This is a genomic window from Bacteroides sp. f07 (assembly GCF_042854785.1).
Lineage (GTDB): Bacteria > Bacteroidota > Bacteroidia > Bacteroidales > Bacteroidaceae > Bacteroides.
The window spans coordinates 2,291,875-2,314,338 of sequence record NZ_BAABXI010000001.1; the positions used below are offsets into that span (position 1 = coordinate 2,291,875).

The window sequence follows — 22,464 nt, forward strand, 5'->3', positions numbered from 1 at the left end:
TACGAAAATGATAAAGATAAAACCATTTTTGATTGCCACACTCCTGCTCACAGGTTTTACCCTTCCTGCTATTGCTCAAATCGGAGAAGCACGAAACAATTTATCTGTGGGTATCAACGGCGGCGTCAACTTGAATAGTACCTCTTTCACTCCGACCGTCAAGCAAAACAGCCTGATGGGAATCACCGGCGGATTGACGGCACGTTATATTTCTGAAAAGTATTTTGCCATGATTTGTGGCGCACAGGTCGAATTGAATATCTCACAACGGGGATGGGATCAGTTATTCGAAACTGTATCACTAGATGCCAATGGGTATGAAGTGACTTCCAAGGATCCCACCAAAACTTATACCCGGAAGATGACGTACATTGATATTCCCTTTCTCGCCCACCTTGCTTTCGGACGAGACAGAGGATTGCAGTTCTTCGTCCACGCAGGTCCTCAAATCGGCTTTCTGATAAGTGAATCAGAGACAATAGAAGGAATAGACATGAACAGTCTGTTGGATACCCAGAAAGCACTATACGGTGTCAAAATTCAAAATAAATTCGATTACGGTATTGCCGGTGGCGGCGGTGTGGAACTCAGAACAAAAAAAGCCGGCAGTTTCATTGTAGAAGGACGTTACTACTTTGCCCTATCCGATTTTTACAGTACAACGAAGAAAGACTATTTTGCACGTGCGGCACATGGGACAATTACCATAAAGCTCACTTATTTATTTGATTTGAAAAAATAGAGCATCGCTTTAGAGATCAAAAAGCGCCGCTTTAGGATGACTAAAGCGGCGCTTTACGTATCAGATATGAATGCTCAAATTACCTCAACCTATCTGCTGCCTTTACCATCACCTCATCCCGTCCGATAGCGCGAACAGCCAATATATTCAGGATAATAGAAACAAGCGGCAAGCATAGCGCCCAACCAATACGGAACAAATTCGCGTCATTTTTCAATGCAAAATAAAAAGCAAGGAAAGCGATGTAATAACCTACCAGTAACAGGCTATTAAAGATTGTCATACGAATCTGCAACATACGGTTCTTAAACAAGAAAATTGTAGCGGCAGCCACCAAGGTACTAAGCATTAAAATGCCAAATAATCCCCATGTAGACTGGAAAGTGCCATTTACCCCCATCCCCAAAGCCTTGAAGGGATGCTCTCCCGTCGTATCAATAAAATAGCCCATCGGCAGGCACATCGCCGCAACCAGCAATCCTGCAACAATCAGTAAATAAACTGTTTGAATCCGTTGAATCATAAGTTTTCTAATAGTAGTTAAGTTAAACAATAATAGCCAAGCAATAAGGAGCAGGGATCAGTATCCCACTTACTACTTGACTATCAATTCTTTCGTCAGAAAATAAATTACTGAAGTTTTTCTTTTTCCTTAGCAGGATTTCTATAATATATTTTCCCTTCGATGTATTCTTGCGTAGCAATCAAATCCGGTTTCGGCAATTTCTCATAGTAGCGAGAAATTTCGATTTGCTCTCTATTCTCAAATACCTCTTCCATATTGTCAGTATATGAAGCAAACTCTGCCAATTTCTTAGAAAGATCGTTTTTGATTTCCACACTGATCTGATTAGCACGCTTACCAATAATGGCAACAGTTTCATAAACATTCCCTGTGTCAGAACAGAGTTCCATCATGTCACGGGTTACCGTCGTAGTAGGAGCATTCGTTTTTTTGTAGTCCATAAATCTATTTAAATTTAGTCTTTAATTACTTTCTGTGATTCATTGAATATCTTTTCCGCCTCTTTCAGGTATTTGCTTTCCGGAAATTCATTCTTAAAAGCATAATATTCATCAACCGTTTCACGGTAGCGGTCCATTTTCTTATCTTCCACACTATAAATAGCCATTTCGTGCCTTGCACGCAGAATCAAGATGGAAAGTTCTTCGCGATAATCGGTATAAGGATAATCTTTCAGAGCATTCTGAGCTGTGATAACACAAGACTCATAGTTATTGCCCATGTAATTACCCAAATTATAATACAGTCTGGCTGAATAAAGCTCCTTCAGCACCAACTTATCCTGCAAAGCAAAAATCATATCCTGTGCTTCCTGCTTCTTTGTGCTGTTCGGAAAATATTCCATGAACATCTGCAACTGCTGGATAGCCTGATAAGTGCTTGACTGATCCAAACGCGGTTCCGGTGTATCCAGATACAACGCCTTACCTGCATGGAAACGTGCCAGTTCAGTAAAAGTACCACGGGGGTATGTGTTGAAATAGGTGATAAATGTCTGGGCGGCCGTCTGATAATCTTTCTGGTTATAGTAGCTCATCCCCAACATATACAAAGACTCTTCCGCCTTGTCGGTTCCTTTAAGAATGGTGATTAACTCATTCAACAGAGTAGCCGAACGGTTATACTGCCCTTTCGCAAAATAGTTTTTGGCGGCTTCGTACTTGTATTCGTAATCGGTGCTTTTCAGCAATTTATTATACTCCCCACATGAAGTAAGAGTGGCTGCCGCAAGCAAAGTTATAATGATATTTTTCTTCATCCTATTTAAAAATAATGCGCAAAGTTACTTATTCGCTGGGAATTTAGCAATTAATCTATGTTTTTTAATACATAAAAGGCGTTAAACATCGACAAAAGGGGAGAAAATGACGTCAAACCGTAAACAATATGCGGTGAACAAACTGCACTATCCACTAAAAGCACAGCCCATCCACCGCATATTATTTGCCATTCATTGTTTACTTCCTACATTCAATCTGAAATTTACAGTTTATACAAGTCGCTCGCTGCCAACAAGTCGACCTTCTTTTCTTTCAGCACTTCGATGCACTTATCCAGATTGCTGGGGCGGATCACCACATTAGCGATATTGTTATTGGCAAACGAATACATATATTCGATAAAGACCCCTTCATCAGATAAGAATCCCAGTACTTTAGCCAACGCGCCCGGTATGTTCGGGCAGCTAATGCCGACCACATCAGTCACATTCACTGCAAAATGGTTATCTTTCAAAGCTTTATATGCTCTATCCGGGTCGGATACGATTCCACGCAAAATACCAAAATCGGCATTTTCTGCGATGCACAAGGCAGAAAGATTGATATTTTCTTTCGCCAGCACTTCAGTCACTTCCGTCAAACGGCCTGACTTATTTTCCAAAAAGATAGAAAGTTGTTTTGCTACCATAATTGTAAAGTATTATATTGTAAGTTCAGGTATTAAATTTTTCTGTTATCAATCACTCGCTTCGCTTTGCCTACGCTACGCTCAATGCTGCGCGGCTCTACCAGCTTCACGTTGACTCCCAAGCCGAGCACGCTTTGCAGGCGTCCCGCCAGTTTCTTCTTCAAAGCCAGCATCTTGTTAATCTCGTCGGAATAGAAATCCGGACGAACTTCCACCTGAAGCTCCATCGTATCGGTATTGTTTTCACGACCTACTATCAACAGATAATGCGGTTCAAATTCCGCCATCTCGAGAATAACAGATTCGATTTGCGTCGGGAATACGTTTACACCACGGATAATCAGCATATCATCACTACGTCCCAGGATGCGGTCCATTCGTACCAATGTACGGCCACAAGAACACTTATCGTAATGCAAAGCGGTCAGATCGCGCGTACGGTAACGAAGCAACGGCATACCTTCTTTAGTAAGATGTGTAAATACCAGTTCGCCTGTTTGACCGTGCTCTACCGGTTGCAAAGTATTCGGATCGATAATTTCGGGGAAATAATGGTCTTCATTCAAGTGAGTGCCATGCTGGCATTCACACTCATAGCCAACCCCCGGCCCGGCTATTTCACTCAAGCCATAAATATCATAAGCCTTGATGCCCAGCTTTTCCTCGATTTCATGACGCATATTTTCCGTCCAGGGTTCCGCACCGAACGCGCCGACCTTCAACTTGAATTCTTCACGCGGCAGACCGGAATCCTTGATAGCATCCGCCAAATAAAGTGCATAAGAAGGTGTACAACAAAGTACCGTAGAGCCGAAATCATGCATCAAAGTAATCTGTTTCTCCGTATTTCCACTGGACATCGGGATAACGGAAGCCCCAATATTTTCAGCTCCGGCATGTGCGCCCAACCCGCCCGTGAAAAGACCATATCCATAAGATACCTGGAATATATCAGAACGGCCTGCCCCATATGCGGTAAAAGCACGGGATATGCACTCCGCCCATGAGGACAGGTCCTTACGGGTGTATCCAACGACAGTCGGCTTTCCGGTAGTACCGGAGGATGCATGGATACGTACAATCTGACTCATCGGCACCGCACAGAGTCCGAACGGATAATTATCTCTTAAATCATGTTTCGTGGTAAACGGCAGTTTCACAATATCATCAATGCTATTGATATCATCGGGAGTAACCCCCATCTCCTGCATCTTCTTCCGATAAAAAGGCGTGTTGTGATAAACGTAATCTACAATTTTCTTGAGTCGTATGCTTTGAATCTTGCGAAGGCTTTCGCGGTCCATACACTCAATGCTCTCATTCCAAATCATGTGTTTCTGGTATTACTAGTTGTATGAATCTGTTTTTTGATATTAATATGTTGCAAAGTAAAGGATTTATTTGGAAAAATGATTTGTAATCTCGATTATTTTGCCGAATATTGCTCCACTTTTTAGGATTAACTATGAATTTTGAACTAACATCAGCTTACAAGCCTACCGGGGATCAGCCGGAAGCTATCGCACAACTGACTGAAGGGATACTCCAGGGAGTCCCTGCACAGACTTTATTGGGAGTCACCGGCTCGGGAAAAACATTTACCATTGCCAATGTGATAGCCAATATCAACAAACCGACATTGATTCTGAGTCATAATAAAACGCTGGCCGCACAGTTGTATGGCGAGTTTAAAGGATTTTTCCCCAATAATGCGGTGGAATATTACGTTTCTTACTATGATTACTATCAGCCGGAAGCCTATCTGCCAAGCAGTGATACATATATAGAAAAGGATTTGGCTATCAATGACGAAATTGACAAGTTGCGTCTTGCCGCCACCTCCGCCCTACTCTCCGGACGAAAAGATGTGGTGGTAATCTCTTCCGTGTCCTGCATCTACGGTATGGGAAATCCGTCGGACTTTTACAAGAATGTAATCGAGATAGAACGGGGACGCATGATGGATCGCAACGTATTCCTTCGCCGGCTGGTAGACAGTTTGTATGTGCGTAACGATATTGACCTCAACCGTGGTAATTTCCGCGTGAAAGGTGATACGGTGGATATTTACCTGGCTTATACGGACAATCTGCTTCGTGTCACTTTCTGGGGAGATGAAATTGATGGCATAGAGGAGGTAGACCCTATTACGGGTGTCACTACCGCTCCATTGGATGCTTACAAGATTTATCCGGCGAATCTGTTTATGACTACCAAAGAAGCCACTCTCCGCGCTATTCACGAAATAGAAGACGACTTGACCAAACAAGTGGCTTTCTTTGAGTCCATCGGCAAAGAATATGAAGCTAAACGGCTCTATGAACGGGTCACTTACGATATGGAAATGATTCGGGAACTCGGTCATTGTTCCGGTATTGAAAATTATTCCCGCTATTTCGACGGTCGTGCTGCCGGTACCCGCCCCTACTGCCTGCTTGACTTTTTCCCGGAGGATTTTCTGATAGTCATTGACGAAAGCCACGTCAGCGTACCGCAAATCCGCGCTATGTACGGGGGAGACCGTGCACGTAAAATCAATCTTGTAGAATACGGTTTCCGTCTGCCTGCCGCTATGGACAACCGCCCGTTGAAATTTGAAGAGTTTCAGGAGATGGCGAAACAAGTCGTTTACGTCAGTGCCACACCGGCAGATTACGAGTTAATCCAGTCTGAAGGTATTGTTGTGGAACAAGTGATCCGCCCTACCGGCTTGTTGGATCCGATTATTGAAGTCCGTCCGAGCCTGAATCAGATTGACGACTTGATGGAGGAAATCCAACTGCGGATCGAGAAGGAAGAACGTGTGCTTGTCACTACGCTGACCAAACGAATGGCGGAAGAGTTGACAGAATACCTTCTTAACAATAATGTAAGGTGTAACTATATCCATAGCGATGTCGATACCCTCGAACGTGTCAAAATCATGGATGATCTCCGGCAAGGAATCTATGATGTACTAATCGGGGTGAATCTGCTTCGTGAAGGATTAGACCTCCCTGAAGTGTCCCTTGTAGCCATTCTTGATGCAGATAAAGAAGGATTCCTCCGCTCACATCGCTCTCTGACACAGACCGCAGGACGTGCCGCACGTAATGTAAACGGAAAAGTGATCATGTATGCCGACAGGATGACGGACAGCATGAAGTTGACCATTGACGAGACTAACCGTCGCCGTGAAAAACAATTGGCGTATAATGAAGCAAACGGCATTACTCCACAACAAATCAAGAAGGCTAGAAACCTGGCCGTATTTGGTAATGCAAACTCCGAAGCAAATGAATTGCTGAAAGAGAAACATGCTTATATTGAACCTGCCACGCCCAATATCGCAGCCGATCCGGTGGTACAGTATATGAGTAAACCGCAAATGGAAAAGAGTATCGAGCGTACCCGCAAACTTATGCAGGAAGCTGCCAAGAAGTTGGAATTCATTGAAGCTGCCCAATATCGTGACGAATTACTGAAACTGGAAGATTTAATGAAAGAAAAATGGGGATAAGATTTTTCATTCTCCATCTATTACGGAAGATGGAGAATCTTAACAAGTCTATAATACTGGAAGCAAACATTTAACGAGTGTTATAAAAACACTAATCATTCACTGATAATTTGCAAATATCACGAAAGTCCGTATCTTTGCACTGTGTTTTTCATAGTATTAGATTTAAGGTTAACAAAGGTTGGAGCAAGGCGTTGCTCCTTTTTTTATGCCCATACTTATCCTGCATTTCTTATTTCAGCACAGCATATAAAAATAGTGACGCTATCCGGGTAGGATACCGTCACTATCGTAACCACATAGCGTCACTATACCAACCGGATAGTGACGCTATTTTATTCACTAGTTTCGACTACAAAAATTCACTTATTTATGACCGATGTATCAAAGTCTGCCAATATTCTTTAAAGCGCCTTGTCTATCGCTGCTTTAATCAACGGCTCCATTATATCATATCCCTCACCCGTCGGATGAACCCCATCTTTTGTATATTGAGGATTCAAAGCTTGATTATCATCGGCCACCATTGCCTTATAATAATTAACGAACGGAATTTTATTAGCTTTAGCATAAGCCTCTATACGGGCATTCAAAGCCTGAATCTTCTGTGGAGCATCCTTTATCTCCATTCTCCATTTAAAAGCCGCAGCAGGAAGTACAGAAGTCAATATCACCTTTATCTTATTTGCCTTAGCCAGTTCGACCATAGAAACGATATTGCCAAAAGTATAATCTTCATTGTAAGGATTCGTGTTTTCTGCCACATCATTGGTTCCGGCATTAATGACTACCAAAGCCGGAGAAAGATTTATCACATCTTCACGGAAGCGCAGCAAGAACTGATAGGAAGTCTGTCCGCTAATACCACGACCGATATATCCGTTCGTCTTAAAAAAGTCCGGATGAGTCCGCACCCATCCTTCGGTAATGGAATTTCCCATGAACACAACCCTTTTCTCTTTTTTTGCCGGTTTCGGCAATGCTGCATTCTCTTTAGCATAGCGAGCCAGGTTTGCAAAATCCTTTTTCTGAGCAAATGTCTCTCCTATTGAGAAACTAAAACAAATAACAGCCAATAATACCCACTGGCCTATCCTTTTCCTTTTCATCTTTATATTTTTAAGTATTAGTGTATTAATTGCACGCAAAGATAAAGATTTCTCTTATATTTCGTTGCTTAACCAGCAAATAAGCGTTAATGCGAGCCCTCAAATCCTTAATCTATGTTATATAACATATTGTTTTTCTTGAATTATTTGCTATTGTCGCAAAAGTCCGTACCTTTGCAATGTGTTTTTCATAGTATTAGATTTAAGGTTAACAAAGGTTGGAGCAAGGCGTTGCTCCTTTTTTTATGCCTATACGTTTGGAATCCTAAAAAGAATAGATGAGATGCTATCGGTTATAACGCCAAACACGTGGATACCTATTCAGGATTAAAAACCAATATCCGGGAACTATTTGCAAGAGTAAAAATATTTATCGACTTAGCAATAGACACCCCCATTTCATTTGGAGAGAAAATTATAATTGAAAAATAATAATAATAATAATGGAACAACAACCTCAACTCAACGACCACAACAAGCAGGAGTATCCTCCCATGCATACAGCAGAGCATTTATTAAACGCTACCATGGTAAAAACCTTCGGTTGCCCGCGCTCCCGCAACGCCCACATAGAAAGAAAAAAAAGCAAATGCGACTATATTCTTTCATCTTGCCCGACAGCGGAGCAAATACAAGCTATCGAAAACAAGGTAAATGAAGTTATCAGTCAGAATTTACCAGTAACTGTCGAGTTTATGACACACGAACAGGCAAAGGACATCGTAGACCTAAGCAAACTGCCCGCTGACGCCAGCGAAACACTTCGCATCATTCGTATTGGAGATTATGATGCCTGTGCCTGTATCGGCGCGCATGTATCCAATACCTCTGAAGTTGGAAGTTTCAAAATCATTAGTTATGATTATGATGAAGAAAGACAAACGCTAAGATTAAGATTCAAATTAGTCGAGAAGAAATAAACAGATTATCAAATTAATACCTATATTATATAAAATAAATAAAAACAGAACACATTTTGGCATCAAACAGGTAAAATTGACATTGTTTTAATGACAAATAGACAAATTTAGTCATAAAAATCTCCTGGCATAAGGTTTGCACTATTAAGAGTGAACGACGGTTCAAGAACAGACGGTGAATACCGGAATAATCCCCACCACCGGAAGTGAAAGTTCCGAAGTTCAAACTTGAATTAATAAAATGTTTAACTTAAAGATAGGAGACTAAAATTATGATGCCTGTTAGAAGAACTCAAAGTTGGTTACCAAGTATCTTCAATGATTTCTTTGATAACGATTGGATGGTAAAAGCAAATGCTACTGCACCGGCAATTAACGTTTTGGAAACAGAGAAAGAATACAAAGTAGAACTGGCTGCTCCTGGTATGACAAAGGACGATTTCAATGTTCGCATTGATGAAGACAATAACCTTGTCATCAGCATGGAGAAGAAGACTGAAAACAAAGAAGAGAAGAAAGATGGTCGCTATCTGCGCCGTGAATTCTCATACTCTAAATTCCAGCAAACAATGATTCTGCCGGATAATGTAGACAAAGAAAAAATTGCCGCATCCGTAGAACATGGCGTTCTGAACATCGAACTTCCGAAACTCTCAGAAGAAGAAGTGAAGAAACCGAATAGACAAATCGAAGTAAAATAATACGGTAACCAACTAAATCACTGGGAACAGTGATGGAAATGATAAAGACAGCTCTTTCCAATAAAAAGGAATGGGCTGTCTTTTTATATACATATAGATGTATCCCTTTACGCAGATGTTCCTTATTGATTCTTCCGATAACTGACCACCGCCCAACTATTAAACACAACTGCAAAGGACAGCAATATTCCCAACTGTGGTAATAAATCAAAGAACCCACTTCCTTTGAGATACACCATGCGCATCACTTCCATGAAATAACGCAAAGGATTGAGCCTGGTAATCCATTGTGCCCACTCCGGCATACTGCTAACCGGAGTAAACAGCCCGCTCATCAATATCAAAATCAACAGACAGAACCACATCACGAACATTGATTGCTGCATCGTAGCCGAATAGTTGGAAATGACAAGTCCGAAGCCGGACATCACCAACACGAAAAGAACCGCAAAGAAGTAAATCAACATAAAATGCCCGACAGGTACTATACCGTAAATCAACCATGCCAATATGAAACATAAAGTCAACACAATGAAGCCAATCAACCAATAAGGCAGTAGTTTGGCAAGAATAAAGACGAACTTCGGAACCGGCGTCACATTGATTTGCTCAATTGTCCCCACTTCCTTTTCGCTAACCACATTCAAGGCAGGCAGAAAGCCGCAAATCAACGTCAGCAACATAACCATCAATGCCGGAATCATGTAAAGTTTATAGTTCAAATTCGGATTAAACAATCCCTGGGTATCAATACGGATAGAAGGAAAAGCCCCGGAAACGGTAGCTGCTTCAGGACGTTCCGAACGTAGTTCGGCAGCATAGTCATTGACAATAGAAGCCAAATAAGAACTTCCAAGTCCCCCCTTCGTTCCATTCACAGCATTGGCAGCTATCAAGATATGAGCATCCTCGCCGTTCATCCAGTCCCGTTCCAGATGCCTCGGTATCTCCATTACAATATCCGTCGTTCCGGTTTCAATATTCCGAAGTCCTTCCTCATACGAAGCCGGCACTTCCACCAGACGGAAATAAGTGGAAGCAGCAATCTTATTCACCAGTCGCCGGGAAATAGCCGAATGGTCATTATCCACTATATTCAGTTCGACATTCTTGATTTCCAGGTTTACCGCCCAAGGCATCAGCAGCATAATCATACACGGAAAAACAAGAATCAGTTTCGGTAGAAACGAATTGCGCAGCAATTGTTTAAACTCTTTTTCTATCAGGAACTTTATCATAAGTAATTATCCATTTAGCCCATTATCATTCCAAGCGATATTTGAATTTCTTGAAGCTGACTGTTATAAGCACCGTCGCCATCAACAACAAAATACCAATCTCCTTACATACCAATACCACCGGCACACCTTCAATCATCAGTTTCCGCACCGCCTGAATATACCAACGCGCCGGGAGTATATCCGATATCCACTGAAGTATCACCGGCATACTTTCTATAGGGAAAATCATCCCCGACAACAGCATAGTAGGCATCATTAGCATCAAGCCCGATACCAACATAGCAGCAACCTGCGTCTGCGTTACCGATGAAATCAGCAACCCCAAAGCCAAAGACACAAAAATAAACAACAGAGATACCGTTATCAACCAAAACAAACTTCCCGCTACCGGGACATCCAGCACAAAAACCGAAAGTAGCAGGATAGTTATCAAATTGACAAACGACAAAACAAAATAAGGTACAGCCTTCGCCAAAATAATAAATAACGGTTTCACCGGCGAAACCAACAATACTTCCATAGTCCCTGTCTCTTTCTCGCGAACGATGGAAATGGAAGTCATCATAGCACAAATCAACATCAGAATCAGCCCCATCACCCCCGGTACAAAATTATAAGCACTTTTCATCTGAGGATTGTACAGCAGCTTTATGTCAGGAGTCAGACAGGCAACCGATACATCGGGCGGCAACATCTCCTGCCCTGCCATAGAGACAATTCCAGTCGCATAATTAACCTGCGAGGTCGACATATTCGGATCCGTCGCATCAACAATCAACTGTACACGAGCATCTCCCGCATAAAGCCCGTCCATAAAACGTTCACCAAAAACAACTGCCATGTCAATCTCACTCCTCAGAAAAGCAGCTTCCATCTCTTGAGGTGAATGAAAACAGGCAGTAACCGTAAAATACTCACTGGCATCCAAACGATCAATAATCTTCCGTGTCACCATATCATTAGAAGGATCGAGTACAGCCAGGCGTACATCTTTCACTTCTGTACTGATGGTAAAGCCAAACAGAATAATCTGCACAACCGGCATCCCCAGCAGAATCAACATCGTCCGCCGGTCACGGAAAATATGGTAAAACTCTTTCTTTACAAAAGCAATAAACTGTCTCATAATCAATCTGCTTTGCGCACCGCACTGCGGGCTAATTTTTGGAAAACATCATCCATCGTCTCCACTCCGAATTGCTTTTTCAGACGGGCAGGCGTGTCAAGAGCCTTGATCTGTCCGTCCACCATAATAGAAATCCGGTTACAATATTCCGCTTCGTCCATATAGTGCGTAGTTACAAATACAGTAATCCCCCGGTCGGCAGCCTGATAAATCAATTCCCAAAATTGCCTTCGCGTGGCAGGATCCACTCCCCCGGTCGGCTCATCCAGAAAAACGATTCTCGGCTCGTGGAAGATTGAAACCGAAAAGGCAAGTTTCTGCTTCCACCCCACAGGAAGGCTTTTCACTAAAGTATCCCGCTCGGCAGAAAAGCCCAAACGCTCCAGCAATTCCTCAGTCTTCCGTTCTATTTCCTGCTCTTTCATTCCATAGATTCCGGCAAACAGGCGGATATTCTCCCATACCTTCAAATCTTCGTATAAGGAAAACTTCTGGCTCATGTATCCGATATGTTTCTTTACCTGCTCCGCCTCTCGGAAAATATCATATCCTGCCACCTTTCCCACGCCCGATGTCGGTCGGCTCAGCCCGCAAAGCATTCGCATAGCCGTTGTCTTTCCGGCACCGTTAGCACCCAGAAAGCCAAAGATTTCTCCCCGGTTCACTTGAAAGGAGATATGATCTACTGCGGTAAAACTGCCGAAACATTTGGTTAGCCAGCTCACTTCAATCACGGGTGCCGTCTCATGCCGTACTTCATCCCGTTCCAACGAAGGCGGACAAAGGATAGAAGCAAATTGTTGCAGAATACGCTCAGGCGTATCGATGCCATGAATTTGTCCATGATTGATAAAAGCGATCCGGTCGCATTGACGGGCTTCGTCCATAATAGGAGTCGAAACAACAATCGTAATCCCCTGCTTCCGCAAATTCCTGAGCATCTGCCAAAACTCCTTGCGCGACACAGGATCCACACCCGTAGTTGGCTCGTCCAGAAATAAAATATCAGGTTTATGAATTAACGCGCAACTCAATGCCAGCTTCTGCTTCATCCCCCCCGATAAGGCTCCTGCCCTTCTCTTTTTGAACGGTTCTATCTGCTGATAGATATCCTTGATCAAGTCGTAATTCTCCCGAATTGTTGTATGGAATACCGTAGCGAAAAACTCCAGATTCTCTTCCACCGAGAGGTCTTGATAAAGTGAAAAGCGACCGGGCATATATCCTACACGCGTACGAATCTGTTTATAGTCCGAAGTTACATCCAATCCGCCGATAGCCGCCGTCCCCTTATCAGCCAGCAATAGAGTAGTCAGGATACGGAACAAGGTACTCTTTCCCGCACCATCGGGGCCAATCAGCCCGAAAATCTCTCCCTGCTCTACCGCAAAAGAAACTCCTTTCAGCACTTCCACCTTTCCATAGCTTTTGCTGATTTCTTGCGCAACCACTATGGGTTCTCTTCCGTCTGCCACTTTCATCTCGATTCTCCGTTTTCAGTTTCCAGCCTTCAGTTTTACTCCGCCATACATGCCTATCTTCAGTTCTCCGTCATTTTTCACAGCTATTTTCACGGCATATACCAGATTAGCGCGTTCATTCTTTGTCAGAATAGTTTTAGGAGTAAATTCCGAACGGTCGGAAATCCATGTAATCACGCCCGGATAGGCTTTCTGCTCCGAATTTCCGTAATCGGCATAGACAGTCACCTTATCCCCCAGTTTCACTTGTGACAACTGTCCGGAAGTTATATAAGCCCGCAAGTACATTCCGTCAGTTTCCGCCACTTTAAATAATGGCCTGCCGACAGATGCCAGTTCACCGGCTTCCGCATATTTTGCCAGTACCGTACCTTCAAGAGGCGACTGGATATGGCATTTGTCTAACTGGTCTTCCACCTGTGCCACCTGTATGGCTACCGAATTTCCCTGTTCCGTCAGACTATTCGTACTGTTCAGCAATGATGATTCCTGGGCAACAAGCTGCCTCTCGAGCAATTTAACCTGTGCATCCCAGTCATCCAACTGTTTCCGGTTTGCCGCACCCGCAGCAAGCAAATTCTCCACCCGTTTCTTTTCACGTTCGGCCGTAGCAATCTGCTGTTTGGTAGCGGCAATCTGTTTGGCAAGGTCAGGACGCTGGCTTTCCACGGATTTCATACTGGCTTCCAGTTGCAGCTTCTTCAGATATAACTGCACGGTATCGACCAACCCGACTTCTTCACCCGCTTTCAACCTTGTACCTTCCTCTACGTCCAACTTTAACAATTTTCCGGCAGCTTCGGCAGAAACAATGACTTCCGTAGCTTCAAACGTACCGGTCGCGTCATAATCAGGTGTTCCATTTCCGCAGGCAGACAACATCACCAATGCCATCCCCCATATTCCTATCTTCGTTATTCCTTTCATATCCTGAGAAGTTATTTAATAATTCGTTGTATATTTCAATTGATAAATGCCCATCAGCCGCTGAATTTCATGCAGGGCTTTCGACTGACGCGCCAAGTTCTCATTAGTCAGTTCCCGAAGCATCTCGGTCACGGTCAATGTTCCATTAGCCACCTTTGCCTCCGCCGCTTTACGGATATTGGTACGCAGACGGATAATCTCATTATCATCCTCCATCTGCTTCTCCAACGAACGAATCGCCTGATCCTGCTGCGTCATTTGCAAACGCGTATTGAAAAGAAAGACATCCCGGTTATTGTCCAACTGACGGCGTTTGGTTTCAATCACCCGCCGGTCGTTTTTCAACGTATATAAACTACCGAAATTCCACGAAAGTCGGACACCTGCAATATAATAAGGAGAGAATTCATTCTTCAGCATATTCAGCCCCGGATTTCCATAAGCTCCTTGTACAAACAATCCGAATTGTGGAAGATGGCGCACATTGAGTGCTTTCTTCTGCACTTGCAATCCGGCTCCCTGTGCATCAAACAAGGACAGCTCCGGCCGGTGTATTTCACTGATAGCTGAAATCTCATTCTGAGGAACGGGCTTCTCCAAAGTTACCGCCTGAGACAGTTCTTCCCCTACCAGCAACGAAAGCATTTTCAAATAGGCGGCACGTGACGAAACAAGGTCTACCCTCTTCTGACGGGTATTCAACTGCTCCACTCTCACAGCGTCCAAATCTGCTTGATTGGCTATTCCATTTTCCACATAAGCAGTAATCTGACGATAATTCCGTTCCAATTCATCTTGCAGTAATGCATTCTGCCGCAATTGCTCGTCAAGCAGCAGAATCCCGAAATACAAATCATTCACACGGCTGTTCAATGCATACATATCCACATTCAGCTTTTCTTTTTCTATCTCAGCTTCCGCCGTTACCTGTTTCTTCTGCATCCGGATTCCGCCACCATCCCAAATTTTCTGTTGCAATTCCAACATTACCTGATACTGGTCTTTAGGTAATCCTTTTATATCCACTCCGGGAAGTTTCACAGGAATTTCCGTCACTTCACTCTGGTAAGAAGCTTTGGCCGAAAGAGCCAACTGAGGCAAATATCCCTTGGCTGCATTTTCCAAACTATATTCCTTTGTTTTCTCGACCAAACCGTACTGATGTACCAGCGGATAATTTTCCTGCGTTTTCCGTTGACATTCTTCCAACGTAATTTGCGCATACACACCCGATACAAACAATAAAAAGGAGAAACTGAAAATCATTCTTTTCATACGCATTATTACTTTATATTCTTCGATTTCTTCGGAAGACAAAGATAGGCCTTTTGAAGATACATTCACATTCTGAAAGTCTGCAAATATGTCCTGATAGTTCGATAAAACAAAAGAAAGAAAGGTCGTTTGGAGCTTTTTATTATCTTTGCCGGAAAACTGAAGAACAAAGATGGAAAAGAAAACACCCCTGAATATAGGACTGGAAATACTAGGGAATCTGGATATCGTCCGGCATAATGAGTTCCGTTTTATATCCCCGCACTTCGGGTTCGTAAACAGTTTTGCCAGACTGGAGTCGCTTCTTATCACATTAGATCAGCCATACCGCATAAAGGAAGGACGTATTGCAATTATCAAACAAGGGTATGCACGAGTACTAATCAATCTGATAGAAGAGACTTTTCAACCGGGCAAGATGTTGTTAATAGTTCCTAATTCCATTCTTCAGCTCATTGAAGTATCTCCGGATTTTGACATGCAAATGGTAGCGATGGATTCCGAGTTTCTTCCTATAACCGGCAAGGATGACTTCTTCACTCATCTCTCACAATTACAGAAAAACATCATATTATCTCTGACGCCACAAGAAAGCTACCAATTTAAAAGTTATTTTGACCTCATGTGGAACATATTACAAGAATCACCCTTCCACCGGGAAGTAATTCAGCATTTACTGGTCAGTCTCTTATATAATATAGAATATCTTGCCCATAATAACGGGAATGCACAAAACCACCAGACACGCCAGGAGGAAATCTTTCAACGTTTCATTTCGTTGGTCAATACCTATAGTAAAAAAGAGCGTAACGTCGTTTTTTATGCAGACAAACTATGTCTCACCCCACGCTATCTTAACACGGTCGTTCGGCAAACCAGCCAACAAACAGTAATGGACTGGATAAACCAGTCCATTATACTAGAAGCTAAAGTATTGCTAAAACATAGCAATCTGCTTGTTTATCAAATTTCTGATGAATTGAATTTTCCTAATCCTTCTTTTTTCTGCAAGTTTTTCAAACGGATGACGGGAATAACGCCACGCGAATATCAAAACCCGAAATAAGCCTTATTTTGAAAATTCCTTGATACGTTGTTCTTCTTCCAGTTTGCAAATCAGCAACGTATTGTCTTTTTCGGCAATGATATATCCATCCAGTCCCTGCACTACCACCCGTTTTTCTTCGCTGGTATGCACAATACAGTTCTTACTGTCATACAGGCGGATATCGGCTCCAACTGTGGCATTACCTGATTTATCCTGTGGCAATAATCCACGCAGTGCTCCCCATGTACCCAAGTCCGACCAACCGAACGAAGCCGGCAGTACATAGATTTCCTGTGCTTTCTCCATCACTGCATAGTCAATAGAAATACTTTCGCACGTGGGAAACAACTTCTTAATCGTTTCACTCTCCTTCTCTGTATAGAAATCCGGAAAGATACGGTCGAAAATCTGTGCAATCCCCGGAGCATATACACGCATCACGGAAGTTATAGTACGCACATTCCATACAAAGATCCCGGCATTCCAAAAGAAATTGCCTTCTGCCAAATACTTCTCTGCAGTCTCCTTATCCGGTTTTTCCTTGAATGAATCTACTGTGAAAATCTCCTTATCTGTCATTATCTGTTCTCCGGCAGCAATATATCCATATCCGGTTTCCGGACGAGTCGGCTTGATACCTAGAGTAACAATAGCACTGCTATCATTCGTAAAACGAAGCGCTTTCTCCACCACCCGACGAAATTCTCCCGTATCAAGAACCAATGCATCCGAAGGAGTCACTACGATATTTGCATTCGGGTGTTTCTTTTTAATCTTCCAACAAGCATAAGCTATACAAGGTGCCGTATTCCGTGCACAGGGTTCCGCCAGAATGTTACTCTCCGGCATCTCCGGCAACTGTTCCCGAACAATATCAATATATTTTTCAGAAGTTACCACCCACATATTTTCCTTCGGGCAAACACCGTCAAAACGATCGGCCGTCAACTGAATCAGTGACCGTCCGCATCCCATTACATCAATAAATTGTTTTGGACATTCCGGTGTACTCATCGGCCAAAAACGGCTGCCAATGCCTCCAGCCATTATTACGACATGATTATCCATACCTGTTATTCTCCAATTTTTTAAATAATTGCGCAAGTTACTCCAAAATGTCCGAATTTACAAGGAAAACAAAAGAAACTAACCAAAACATCTATAACGCATGGTCCTTTTATCCTAAAGCATAGCTTTAAAGGTCACAAAGCTACGCTTTATGTTTATCTCTTATTCGTACTCCAGTTTCCGTCTTTGCTTGCTATAAAAAATATATCAACGATCTTCGCAGACAGTTGATATAAAAGGAAATCACACCGGCTTTTAGCCGACATGAGGGCGTGGACCAGGAACATACCGCTGTACGTTTCCTGACCTACAAAATGTAGGGTTCTTCATGTGTGTAGCATGAAGTTAGGGACCTACATATTCCATCTCACTTTGTGTAAAAGTATTAAAAGCACTTTATGTCATATCGACCTGTATATATCAGAATACAGGCAGAGATATAATGTCTATTTATTCAGCATTTATTCTTTATCTCCATGATTTTCTCCATAGCCGTAACCGTAGCCATAACGTTTGCCATAACCACAGTACTTACCATATTTGCCATAACCATAATAATAGCCGTATTTTCTTCTCTTCAAATCCAAACCATTAATAGTAATGCAGAGATTAGGCAATTTATTATTCTCGGCAAGCTCGTTGATTAAAGTAAACTCTGCCTTACGTGTGTAATCAGCACGACAGACATAGACGGATAAATCAGCTACACGTCCGATAAGCAACGTATCAGTTACCATACCTACCGGAGCCGTATCCAATATCACATAATCAAAATTCTTCTTCAACGTCTCAATAGCCTTCTCCAATCCGTCACGAGCCAATAACTCTGTCGGATTAGGCGGAACGGTTCCGCCGGGAAGAATGAACAGGTTCTTGTTTATGTCAGAAGGCTGTACCAAATCCATCAGATTCGTGGTTGGATTAGTCAGATATTGAGTTATACCATGTTCTTTTCGAGAAAGATTGAATACTTTATTCAGTCCCGGTTTACGAATATCAAGACCGACTATTACTACTTTCTTTCCTAATAAAGAAAGGCTGATAGCTAAATTGGCAGATATAAAAGACTTTCCTTCACCACTAATGGTAGAAGTTACCAAAATTACATTCTTACCATTCTCAAGCATAAACTGAAGATTGGTACGGATATTTCGGAAGGTCTCGCTCATGAGATTGTTCTTATTCTCAAAGACGGCAATAGTTCCAGACTTTTCATCTGCTAATGGAATATCACCGACAACAGGAAGCAATGTCAGTTTTTCAACATCCCCCCTACCTTCAATCTTGAACTTAGTTAATCCAATCAGATAGATAATACCTACCGGAAGCCCCATTCCTACAACAAAAGCAGCCAAATAAATCATCATTCGCTTAGGAGAGACAGGCTTATCATCCGCTAATGCCTCATCAATAGTCTTGGCATTATTTGCAGTAGCCGCCAAAGTTATGGCATTTTCTTCACGTTTTTGAAGTAACATCAGATAAAGTCCCGCTTTGATTTCCTGCTGACGGGCGATGCTGACAAACTGACGCTCCTGAGTAGGAGCATCATTAATACGACGAGAATAACGATTCGCTTCACGAGCTAAATCATCTTTTGTAATTTGCAATCCTTTCAATGTAGCATCCAATGTAGCTTGCACATTGCTGCGCATTGCTCGAATACTAGTATCCAAATTCACGATGGTCGGATTATTCTCTGTCGATGTACGTAGTAAGCGCTTTCTCTCAACCAACATTTGATTATATCGGTCTATCGCGCCAGCCGATGCGGCATCTTGGAGTCCAATATTACTAGGCAAAACCTCATATTCATAACCTTTCATATAGCGTTGCAAGTCCATCACCAAATTAATTTGAGTCTGATTTTCTACGCGCTTCTTTTCATATTCCGCATTACCCGTTAATGCAATCTGAGCTTCACTTGTCAAGTCAGTAATGCCAGCAGTACGCTTGAAGTTCTCCAGATCCTGTTCTGTACTTCCTAACTCCTTAGAAATAATGCCAATACGTTCATTTATAAATTCCGCAGTCTTTTGTGCCACTTCATTCTTATCATTATTAGTATTGATATTATACATCTCAAGCAACTTATTGATAAAGTCTTTTCCGCGTTGTGTATTTGAATTCTTTAGCGAAAGCACAGCAACTGAAGTAGTCTTTGAAGTAGGAGCTATTGACAAAGCTTCACTATATCTTTTTGCTACAGACATCGGGCGACTTATAAAGGCTTTAATATGTCGTTCCCCCTCTTCTCCTTTCTGTAGATTCACTGCCAATGTATCTTTATTTTCAAAAAAAGCAATTGTACCTTCATCTGTTGGGAATACAGCAGGCAACTTATCAAATCGCTTCTGATACTCTTTGTCTCCTACTGTTATTAAGACATCCATCATTCCATTCGCCAATAAGGTCATTCTTACCTCCATCGTTTCTGGAAGTTTTTCAGCCTCCTGCGGCGTCAGACTTACTAGCACGGGAGAAGTACGATAAAGTTCTTTTCCCGGAAATGCATCTTCATCCTTATAAGTCACAAATAAGTTCAACTGATTCACAACTTCACGAGCCAACGATTTAGACCGTAATACTTCTATTTCATTATCTATATTTTTGGATGATGACATAAAACCATCAAGCCCCATTCTTTCAAGTTCGGAACTCATACTTTTTCCACCACCTTTTTCTTCATCTTTTATCAGAACAGTAGCAGAAATATCATAAACAGGAGTTGCTATATGCAAATATACCCATGCAAAGATTATGCAAGCTACTACCGAAACAACAAACCAAGGCCAATGAATCAGATAACGAAAAAGAATCTCTTGAATATTAACCTGCTCTTCAACCTGTCCATTGTACCTTTCCTTATTTTCCTCCAACATAATAGATTTATTATTTTAAAATTGTTACCAACAGACTCGCTAACGACACTAATATAGAAGTAGCGGAAAACCAAAGACTTGTACTATTGCCAATATCCGAATTACGAGCTTTCGCTTTGTTAGGAGTTACATAGACTATATCATTTTGTTGTAACCAATAATAAGGAGACAAAATTGTCTCTGCTCTATTAAGGTTCAGAGTTATAATTTGTTGTTTACCATTGGCGTCCTCACGAATCAATTTCACATTGTCACGAAGTCCATACACTGTCATATCTCCTGCCATAGCTAATGCTTCCAATAAATTCACTTTCTCATTATTGATAGTGAATGTACCGGGATGGGCAACTTCTCCAATGACTGATATTTTATAGTTTACCATGCGAACAGTGACAATAGGAGTCTCCTTAATATAAGGCTTCAGTTTTTCTACAATCACTTGTTCAGCCTCCTTTTTCGTTAAGCCTCCCAATTTCAGCTCACCTAATACAGGAAAGTCAACAGTCCCCTCATTACTTACAAGATAAGTTTGTAATGTAGGCTGAGAGGTTATGTATCTATTGGCGTCACTAACATTCACTGTTCCAGCCACAGTAAGATTAAATGGCATCGCCAATTCCGGACTAGTACATGACACAGCAATAGTCAACAAATCCTTTGGCATTATCTTAGCATCGTACATTTTCTCTTGTTGACTTATTTGTCCTACTATTTCCGTATCCTGAAGATAAGGCACTTTTTTATATGACTGACATGCGACCAATAAAAAAGACAACATCAGTCCAAATGGTAATTGTTTATACACTCTATTCATACTATTTTTCTCATTTTTTTACTACTTACATTTTTTATTCACAACAAGATACTCTATCATTTCTATGAGAAAAGAGGTCTGTTAAATAGTTAATATATTTTTCAGTCACTTTTTCCCAAGTATAATTTTCCAAAATAAGATTTCTATTGAATTCAGTAGAAGCAAATATTTCTATTTCATGGGTTATACTATATTCAATCGCACTACATAAATCTTGTTCATCTTCCGCTCTTACCCATACAGCTTTGTCATCCTGCAATACTTCCCTGTTACCTTCAATATCAGATGCAATTATTGGCACTGACAATCCCATTGCTTCTAATAATGCGACAGACAGTCCCTCGCTTGTAGAGGGAATGCAAAATGTATATGAATTCTCTATCAAAGATGTTTTTTCCTCCCCATATACAGCACCCGTAAAAATAATATCATTCGACCGGCTTGCTAATAATCTCAAAGAGTTTACATATTCAGGATTCGCATCATTATTTCCTGCTATCACTAATTTGTAACCAGCATGATTGGACTTTATAAATGCATTAATCAAAACATCTATATTCTTAACGGGTACAATACGTGCAACCACAAGAAAATATTTTTTAGAAAGCAGCCCATATTTATTTAGAAATTGCAGCTTGTCCTCAACCAATGCCGGAGGATTAATGGCCGTAGGAATCGTAACCACATTTTTTCGGTAATTCCTATTATAATAGTCACTTTGCGCATTACTTACCGTTATCACATTTTTGTTGATTTTTGCCGAAAACCATTCCATAAACCGAAGAATTTTTTTTTGCTTCATGCTATATTTAGTATTCTTCCATTCATGTCCATGTCCTTGCATAACAGATTTTATTCCAAACAGACATGCTAAGGGACTTGACAATGCCGGAGGCCAAGCATTGTAATGAATGACATCAATATGTTTTTCTCTGAATACTGCATTGATTGTTGATTTTAAACCAAGTAAAGGCTTGCATAAAAACATACTTTTAGGACCTTTTTGATAAATCACCTTAAACCCATTAATCCACTCAACTGAATAATGGTCGCTTTCGCAGTATACAATGGGTTCATGCCCTTTCTTTACCAGTTCTGTTGCCAAATTATACATGTAAGATTCTATTCCACCCAATTTACGAATATCCCTACCTCCAATAAATGCAATTTTCATATCTTCTGAAATGTTAACTATAA

Annotated in this window: 20 protein-coding genes; 5 read left to right on the plus strand and 15 right to left on the minus strand. The window is 41.7% G+C overall.

The genetic code is table 11. The features are described from left to right. The first annotated feature begins 7 nt into the window (after window positions 1–7). Entirely contained in the window at window positions 8–742 is a 735-nt protein-coding gene (locus ACGHVY_RS09280) for a porin family protein (RefSeq protein ID WP_390598587.1), read from the plus strand. Between the two features lie 79 nt (window positions 743–821). Here the strand turns inward: ACGHVY_RS09280 and ACGHVY_RS09285 are convergent, their stop codons facing one another. The 5 genes from ACGHVY_RS09285 to ACGHVY_RS09305 all read right to left on the minus strand — a co-directional run bounded on the left by ACGHVY_RS09285 (window position 822) and on the right by ACGHVY_RS09305 (window position 4,507). After that, the gene (locus ACGHVY_RS09285; protein WP_308746896.1) at window positions 822–1,265 is read right to left on the minus strand and encodes a DUF4293 domain-containing protein; all 444 of its coding nucleotides are present in this window, start codon (window positions 1,263–1,265) and stop codon (window positions 822–824) included. A gap of 107 nt (window positions 1,266–1,372) precedes the next feature. Next, entirely contained in the window at window positions 1,373–1,708 is a 336-nt protein-coding gene (locus tag ACGHVY_RS09290) for a DNA-directed RNA polymerase subunit omega (RefSeq protein ID WP_007752374.1), read from the minus strand. Window positions 1,709–1,722: 14 nt separating this feature from the next. Then, window positions 1,723–2,526 carry an outer membrane protein assembly factor BamD gene (locus tag ACGHVY_RS09295; protein ID WP_390598589.1) on the minus strand — a complete coding sequence of 268 codons (804 nt, stop codon included), beginning with the start codon at window positions 2,524–2,526 and terminating at the stop codon, window positions 1,723–1,725. Between the two features lie 224 nt (window positions 2,527–2,750). Continuing rightward, window positions 2,751–3,176 (minus strand): amino acid-binding protein, encoded by a 426-nt coding sequence (locus tag ACGHVY_RS09300; protein WP_308747330.1) that lies wholly within the window; start codon window positions 3,174–3,176, stop codon window positions 2,751–2,753. Between the two features lie 32 nt (window positions 3,177–3,208). Next, on the minus strand, window positions 3,209–4,507 hold the full coding sequence (locus ACGHVY_RS09305) for a phenylacetate--CoA ligase (RefSeq protein WP_308747331.1): 1,299 nt from the start codon (window positions 4,505–4,507) through the stop codon (window positions 3,209–3,211). Between the two features lie 134 nt (window positions 4,508–4,641). Here ACGHVY_RS09305 and uvrB point away from each other — a divergent pair, with 134 nt between their 5' ends. Further along, window positions 4,642–6,675 (plus strand): excinuclease ABC subunit UvrB, encoded by a 2,034-nt coding sequence (uvrB, locus tag ACGHVY_RS09310; protein WP_390598591.1) that lies wholly within the window; start codon window positions 4,642–4,644, stop codon window positions 6,673–6,675. 404 nt (window positions 6,676–7,079) lie between these two features. Here the strand turns inward: uvrB and ACGHVY_RS09315 are convergent, their stop codons facing one another. Further along, the gene (locus tag ACGHVY_RS09315; RefSeq protein WP_308747333.1) at window positions 7,080–7,784 is read right to left on the minus strand and encodes an SGNH/GDSL hydrolase family protein; all 705 of its coding nucleotides are present in this window, start codon (window positions 7,782–7,784) and stop codon (window positions 7,080–7,082) included. A 443-nt stretch (window positions 7,785–8,227) separates the two neighbouring features. Between ACGHVY_RS09315 and ACGHVY_RS09320 the strand changes: the two genes are divergently transcribed. After that, window positions 8,228–8,704 carry a hypothetical protein gene (locus ACGHVY_RS09320; RefSeq protein ID WP_308747334.1) on the plus strand — a complete coding sequence of 159 codons (477 nt, stop codon included), beginning with the start codon at window positions 8,228–8,230 and terminating at the stop codon, window positions 8,702–8,704. A gap of 272 nt (window positions 8,705–8,976) precedes the next feature. Beyond that, window positions 8,977–9,405, plus strand: a complete 429-nt coding sequence (locus ACGHVY_RS09325; protein ID WP_390598593.1) for an Hsp20/alpha crystallin family protein — start codon at window positions 8,977–8,979, stop codon at window positions 9,403–9,405. 122 nt (window positions 9,406–9,527) lie between these two features. Here ACGHVY_RS09325 and ACGHVY_RS09330 read toward each other — a convergent pair whose 3' ends face one another. From ACGHVY_RS09330 to ACGHVY_RS09350, 5 genes are read right to left on the minus strand one after another with little or no spacing between them, the layout of a single operon-like run. Then, a complete protein-coding gene (locus ACGHVY_RS09330; RefSeq protein ID WP_308746199.1) occupies window positions 9,528–10,643 on the minus strand; it encodes an ABC transporter permease in 1,116 nt (371 codons plus the stop codon). A gap of 25 nt (window positions 10,644–10,668) precedes the next feature. Next, on the minus strand, window positions 10,669–11,772 hold the full coding sequence (locus ACGHVY_RS09335) for an ABC transporter permease (protein ID WP_390598595.1): 1,104 nt from the start codon (window positions 11,770–11,772) through the stop codon (window positions 10,669–10,671). Between the two features lie 2 nt (window positions 11,773–11,774). Further along, window positions 11,775–13,253, minus strand: coding sequence for an ATP-binding cassette domain-containing protein (locus ACGHVY_RS09340; RefSeq protein ID WP_390598596.1), 1,479 nt, complete (start codon window positions 13,251–13,253; stop codon window positions 11,775–11,777). Between the two features lie 15 nt (window positions 13,254–13,268). After that, window positions 13,269–14,180 carry an HlyD family secretion protein gene (locus ACGHVY_RS09345; RefSeq protein WP_390598597.1) on the minus strand — a complete coding sequence of 304 codons (912 nt, stop codon included), beginning with the start codon at window positions 14,178–14,180 and terminating at the stop codon, window positions 13,269–13,271. 15 nt (window positions 14,181–14,195) lie between these two features. After that, the gene (locus tag ACGHVY_RS09350) at window positions 14,196–15,455 is read right to left on the minus strand and encodes a TolC family protein (RefSeq protein WP_390598598.1); all 1,260 of its coding nucleotides are present in this window, start codon (window positions 15,453–15,455) and stop codon (window positions 14,196–14,198) included. 172 nt (window positions 15,456–15,627) lie between these two features. Between ACGHVY_RS09350 and ACGHVY_RS09355 the strand changes: the two genes are divergently transcribed. Continuing rightward, window positions 15,628–16,521: a helix-turn-helix domain-containing protein gene (locus ACGHVY_RS09355; RefSeq protein ID WP_390598600.1), complete on the plus strand. Its 894-nt coding sequence runs from the start codon at window positions 15,628–15,630 to the stop codon at window positions 16,519–16,521. A gap of 3 nt (window positions 16,522–16,524) precedes the next feature. Here the strand turns inward: ACGHVY_RS09355 and ACGHVY_RS09360 are convergent, their stop codons facing one another. The 4 genes from ACGHVY_RS09360 to ACGHVY_RS09375 all read right to left on the minus strand — a co-directional run bounded on the left by ACGHVY_RS09360 (window position 16,525) and on the right by ACGHVY_RS09375 (window position 22,441). After that, entirely contained in the window at window positions 16,525–17,571 is a 1,047-nt protein-coding gene (locus ACGHVY_RS09360) for a mannose-1-phosphate guanylyltransferase (RefSeq protein ID WP_308746205.1), read from the minus strand. 461 nt (window positions 17,572–18,032) lie between these two features. Further along, a complete protein-coding gene (locus tag ACGHVY_RS09365) occupies window positions 18,033–20,453 on the minus strand; it encodes a GumC family protein (protein ID WP_390598601.1) in 2,421 nt (806 codons plus the stop codon). A 10-nt stretch (window positions 20,454–20,463) separates the two neighbouring features. Beyond that, window positions 20,464–21,267, minus strand: coding sequence for a polysaccharide biosynthesis/export family protein (locus ACGHVY_RS09370; protein WP_390598602.1), 804 nt, complete (start codon window positions 21,265–21,267; stop codon window positions 20,464–20,466). Between the two features lie 34 nt (window positions 21,268–21,301). Further along, complete coding sequence (locus ACGHVY_RS09375; RefSeq protein ID WP_390598603.1) at window positions 21,302–22,441, minus strand: glycosyltransferase family 4 protein; 1,140 nt, start codon at window positions 22,439–22,441, stop codon at window positions 21,302–21,304. Window positions 22,442–22,464: the final 23 nt, after the last annotated feature.